General features: G+C 65.1%; 5 protein-coding genes and 1 pseudogene. 3 read left to right on the forward strand and 3 right to left on the reverse strand.

The features are described from left to right. From ACKOED_RS13055 to ACKOED_RS13065, 3 genes and pseudogenes are all read right to left on the reverse strand, one after another. Window positions 1-125, reverse strand: a pseudogene (locus ACKOED_RS13055) (RidA family protein); the annotation flags it as partial. A 31-nt stretch (window positions 126-156) separates the two neighbouring features. Further along, window positions 157-1,623 carry a 4-hydroxyphenylacetate 3-hydroxylase family protein gene (locus ACKOED_RS13060; protein WP_408917031.1) on the reverse strand — a complete coding sequence of 489 codons (1,467 nt, stop codon included), beginning with the start codon at window positions 1,621-1,623 and terminating at the stop codon, window positions 157-159. Continuing rightward, the gene (locus ACKOED_RS13065) at window positions 1,620-2,144 is read right to left on the reverse strand and encodes a flavin reductase family protein (RefSeq protein ID WP_408917032.1); all 525 of its coding nucleotides are present in this window, start codon (window positions 2,142-2,144) and stop codon (window positions 1,620-1,622) included. The genes ACKOED_RS13060 and ACKOED_RS13065 overlap by 4 nt, the downstream gene beginning before the upstream one ends. A 94-nt stretch (window positions 2,145-2,238) precedes the next feature. Here ACKOED_RS13065 and ACKOED_RS13070 point away from each other — a divergent pair, with 94 nt between their 5' ends. From ACKOED_RS13070 to ACKOED_RS13080, 3 genes are all read left to right on the forward strand, one after another. Beyond that, complete coding sequence (locus tag ACKOED_RS13070; RefSeq protein ID WP_408917033.1) at window positions 2,239-3,153, forward strand: LysR substrate-binding domain-containing protein; 915 nt, start codon at window positions 2,239-2,241, stop codon at window positions 3,151-3,153. After that, the gene (locus tag ACKOED_RS13075; protein ID WP_408917035.1) at window positions 3,150-4,403 is read left to right on the forward strand and encodes an NAD(P)/FAD-dependent oxidoreductase; all 1,254 of its coding nucleotides are present in this window, start codon (window positions 3,150-3,152) and stop codon (window positions 4,401-4,403) included. The genes ACKOED_RS13070 and ACKOED_RS13075 overlap by 4 nt, the downstream gene beginning before the upstream one ends. After that, on the forward strand, window positions 4,363-4,750 hold a 388-nt coding region (locus ACKOED_RS13080; protein WP_408917036.1), incomplete at its 3' end, for a hypothetical protein. The genes ACKOED_RS13075 and ACKOED_RS13080, both read left to right, overlap by 41 nt.

A 4,750-nucleotide genomic window follows, 5' to 3' on the forward strand; every position in this document is an offset into this window, starting at 1 on the left:
ACCTGGCCGCGCAGGAACACCATGGTGCCTTTCGCCACCACCGCCTGGCACAGGTCGTTATCGAGCTTCTGTTCCGGATAGGTCTGCCTGGTGTTGAAGGGGCGGATGCGTTTATGCGCGGTCATCGGGCTGGCTCCTTTCGCTGCCGGCGGCTGGCTATTCGGCCGCCTGCTTTGTCACACCCCAGACATTGTCGGAGAGTCCGCCGGCCTTTTGAGCAAACTTCAGCGTCTGGTTCCAGTCGAAGTTGCGGTACACGGCCGCCGATTGCGCGAAAGGCGGCGACTGTGCGAACAGCTGGAAGGTGAGCCGGTGGCCGGCATAATCCGAGTTCAGCAGGTCGCGCGCCAGCGCCAGCAGCTTGCGCCGGTCATCGGCCTGCCACTCATCATTGACGGAATAGTACTTCTCCATCCACGGCCGCGTCTCGGGGTGATCGAAGGCCGCCGAATCCGGCGTCACGCAGATCTGCCCGCCGCACAATTCGCGGGCGATGTGCATCATGCGCGGCAGGTTGTTGAGCGCGTGGCAGCGCCCGGTGAACAGCAGGGACTGGTTCGGCATCAGCAGGCCGTTGGGGCTTCTTTCGCCGGTCGCGATGGCGGCGGTCAGATGGGCATTGATGCCCTCGCGCCACACGGCGAGCTCGGAAAGCTTCTCCTGCACCGCCTGCTGCTTGTCGAGGCCGGTCTGGCGGGCGTTCCACAGGGCAGCACCAATCATCAGATCGGCGTAGGAGAGGGTGCGCTGCACGAAGGGGAAAGCGGAGTAGCGGTGCAGCGTCTGGCGGATGAAGGCGGCGGCCCTGGTGTGCTGGTAGAACAGCACGTCCTCCCACGGGATCAGCACATTGTCGAGAATCATCAGCGTGTCGACTTCGTCGAACTTGTTCGACAGCGGATAGTCGCGGGCGGGGGCGCGGCCGGTGAAGCCGGTGCGGCAGATGTGCTTGACGCCTGGCGCGTTCATTCTGACGATGCAACCCAGCGCATATTCGGAAAGCTTGGCGTCGCCCCAGTTGGCGATGGTGGGCTTGAGGAAGGCCTGGTTGGAATAGGCGGCGGCGGTTTCATACTTGGCGCCGCGGATGATGATGCCGGCATCGGTTTCCTTCACGACATGCGCCAGCATGTCAGGGTCCTGGTCCTGCGGCCGCTTGGAGCGGTCGCCCTTGGGATCGGTGTTGGCCGAGACGTGGAACGGATCGTTCTTGATCGCGAGGTGGATGTGACGCTCGATGTTCTGCGCGAAGCGCGGATCGATCTCGTTGAGGATCTCCTTGCCGTCCCAAAGGGACCACATCTCGCCAATGGTCTCGTCGCCCACCCTTGTGACGACGCCGCCGATGTCATGCATCACCGTGTCCACGGCGCGGCGTTTGTCCTCCCAGTCCTTCTTCTCGAAGGGCAGGCGGAGGCCGATCGGAAAACGTTCGCCATTCTCCTCGAAGGTCATCACCTCGCGGGTCGCCGCCTCGTGCTGCATGTCGTAGATGCGGGCGCGGATATCAACGAGCGGCTTGAACTGCGGATGCCGGGTCACGTCCTTCACGCGTTCGCCGTTGATCCACACTTCGCGCCCGTCGCGGATCGACTCGCGGTATTGTTCGCCGGTTCTGATCATGGTTCGGTTTCCTTCGTGAGATGGACGATGCGCCGGAAGGCGCGGTTGCAGTAAACGAGCGGTTCGGCGGAGCCGCGGTGCGCGGCCACCACCCGGCCGATGAAGATGCGGTGAGTTCCGGCATCGAGATGCTGGTGGATTTCACATTCGAAGGCGGCGGTGGCGTCCTCGACGAGCGGCAGGCCGGTGTCGCCGTCGCGCCAGGCGTGATGAGAGAAATCGAACGGGCGGCCTTCGCGTGGACGCCCGGAAAAGGTTTCGGCATAGGCGCGGTGCCCGGCGCCCAGAATGCTGACCGCGAACAGGCCATTGGCATCGACCGCGGCTGCCGCGGGGCTGCGGCGGTTGATGCAGACCAGGATCAGCGGCGGATCGGCGGACACGGAGGATACGGCGCTCACGGTCAGGCCGAAGCGGCCCTGCGGGCCATCGGTGGTCACCACCGACACGCCGGTTGCCGCAAGGCCCATGGCGGCGATGAAGTGCTCCGCGGCCACCGGCGGCTTGCCCATCGCATTCATCTGTCGGTTCCCTCCGTTCAGACAGGAAGAGCTTGACACGTGCCCCCTGCTTCGGAAAAATAGATTATATTTCAGTATTGGATAGTTTTTTACGATGCTACGCTACACGCTCCGGCAAATCGAATATGCGGTGGCCATCTGGGACCACGGCTCGGTCGCCGCCGCCTCCGCCAGGCTCGGCGTGGCGCAACCCACGCTTTCGGCGGCGCTCGCCAAGCTCGAGGAGCAGATGGGCCTGCAACTGTTCATCCGCCATCATGCCCAGGGGGTGAGCCCCTCGCCCGCCGGTTTCAGGTTCCTGGCGGAGGCGCGCAATCTCCTTACCCATGCCGAGGACTTCCAGCGCGGCATGGCCGAGGCCGGAAGCCTGGTCGAGGGCCAGCTGTCACTCGCCAGCTTCACCACCATCGCGCCCGCCTTTGTGCCGCCGGTCATCAAGGGCTTTGCGAGCCAGCATCCCGGGGTCTCCTTCCGCATGGCGGAAGGCACCCAGGACGAACTCTTCGACGGCCTGCGCCGCGGGCTCTATGACGTGGCCCTGCTCTATGCCGTCGACATGACAGACGAGTTCTTGGTGACGCCGCTCGCCAGTTTCGCGCCGCATGTGCTGCTGCCGGCCAGGCACCGCCTCACCCGGCTCACCAGCGTGCCGCTTGCCGCCTTGAGGGAAGAGCCCTTCGTGCTGCTCGATATCGCCCCCAGCCGCACCTACTTCACCCGCATCCTGGAGAGCGCCGGCATCACCCCGCATGTCGCCTTTTCCTCGCCCTCGCTCGAGGTGGTGCGCGGGCTGGTGGGCCAGGGACTGGGCTATTCGATCCTCATCACCAGGCCTCGTGGCGATCATTCCTATGCCGGCGAGGAACTGGCGGTGCGGCCAATCGCCGGAGAGGTCGAAGCGGGCGTCATCGCCCTTGCGGCGCTGAAGCAGATGCGCAAGACACGGCTGGTGGCAGCTTTCGAGGAGCATTGCGTGAACTGCTTCAAGGCGTTCGGAACCGCCCCATGACGGAACCATCCGCCACGGTCATCGGCGCCGGCATTGTTGGCGTCGCGGCGGCCGCCTTTCTGCAGTGTGAAGGCTACCGGGTCACCGTCATCGACCGGCTGCCGCCGGGCGAAGGCTGCTCCTTCGGCAATGCCGGCGGCCTTGCATTCGCCGAGGTCGTCCCCGCCGTGCATAGCCGCATGCTGCTCAAGATTCCGGGCTGGCTGATGGACCCGCTTGGCCCGCTCACCATCAGATGGTCCTATCTCCCCAGGGTTATGCCCTGGCTGATGGCGCTGGGCCGCAATTCGCTTCCTGACCGGGTAAGGGCGATCACCGCGGCGCGCGCCGATCTGGCGCTGCGGGTGGTGAGCGACTTTGAAACGCTTCTCAAGCCGGCAGGCGCCGGCGGCCTGATCCGCTATCAGGATACGCTGCGGGTCTATGACAACGAGGCGCAATACCAGGCCGAGGCGGCGGAGCGCGCCACCAAGAACGCCCTTGGCTTCGCCACCCCGCGGCTCTCGGGCGGCGAGGCGCGCGAACTCGAACCCGCGCTCGGGGACAACGTGCATTGCGCCGCCTTTCACGGCGGCTGGTATTTCGTGACCAACCCGGAACGCGTGGTGAAGGCGATCGCCGCCCAGGTGGTGCGGAATGGCGGAACCATCATGGCTGATGACGTGCTGTCGCTCGCCCGCGAAGGCTCACGCGTCAGCCATGTCGCGCTCAGGGAGAGAGGTCTTCACAAGGTCGAGACGCTGGTGATCTGTGCTGGCGCCTACTCCCATCTCCTCGCGCGCCAGCTGGGCGAGGATTTTCCGCTGGAGGCCGAGCGCGGCTATCACATCGTACTGCCCGATCCGGGCGTCGCGCTGTCGCGCTCGATCACCTATGCGCGCACCCCCGGCGTCGCGACGCCGATGGAGATGGGGCTGCGGCTGGCCGGAACGGATGAATTCGCGGGTCTCGATGCGCCGCCCAACTACAAGCGCGCCGATGCGCTGTGGACTCATTTCAAGCGGGTCCTGCCGGCCCTGCGCGCGCCTGGCCCCGATGCCACGCGCTGGATGGGGCGGCGGCCCGGAACGCCGGATTCGCTTCCCGTGATCGGCCCTTCGGCGACCGCGGCGAATGTCTGGTATGGTTTCGGCCACGGCCACATGGGGCTGACCTGGGGGCCCACGACGGGCCGCCTGCTCGCCGAAATGATGACCGGCCGCAACAGCAATGTCGATCGCGCGCCTTTCCGCCCCGGGCGCTTCGCCTGAGCCGCAATACATCTGGACAAATCACCTGCTTTTCGAATCAATAGCCGGTGATTCGGTCGGTGGCGTCATTGGGTCTTCGGCGAAGTTCTCCGCGGGGATGGCGGGGTATCGGGGGAAGCAATTGGGCAAGACGCATATCGGCGAACTGTTCGTCAAGGAGCGGGTTCTGAAACTCCCCTCTCCCTGGCCACAACGCTTCCGCCTTGCCATTTCCGAGCGCCGCCTGCGCCTGCTCATCACCTCGCTCATCGTATTGTTCCTGCTGATGATGGGCGGAACGCTGCTGATGCAGCTTACCCAAAGCCGCGTGGCCCATATTGCCGAACAGAACCAGCTCTCCACCATCT

Origin of the sequence: Aestuariivirga sp., assembly GCF_046093005.1 — a bacterium.
Lineage (GTDB): Bacteria > Pseudomonadota > Alphaproteobacteria > Rhizobiales > Aestuariivirgaceae > Aestuariivirga.

What these genes read in the sequence shown, in the direction of transcription:
- ACKOED_RS13070 (WP_408917033.1), top strand. Translation starts at nt 2,239, where the DNA reads ATGCTACGCTACACGCTCCGGCAAATCGAATATGCGGTGGCCATCTGG.
- ACKOED_RS13075 (WP_408917035.1), top strand. Translation starts at nt 3,150, where the DNA reads ATGACGGAACCATCCGCCACGGTCATCGGCGCCGGCATTGTTGGCGTC.
- ACKOED_RS13060 (WP_408917031.1), bottom strand. Translation starts at nt 1,623, where the DNA reads ATGATCAGAACCGGCGAACAATACCGCGAGTCGATCCGCGACGGGCGC.
- ACKOED_RS13065 (WP_408917032.1), bottom strand. Translation starts at nt 2,144, where the DNA reads ATGAATGCGATGGGCAAGCCGCCGGTGGCCGCGGAGCACTTCATCGCC.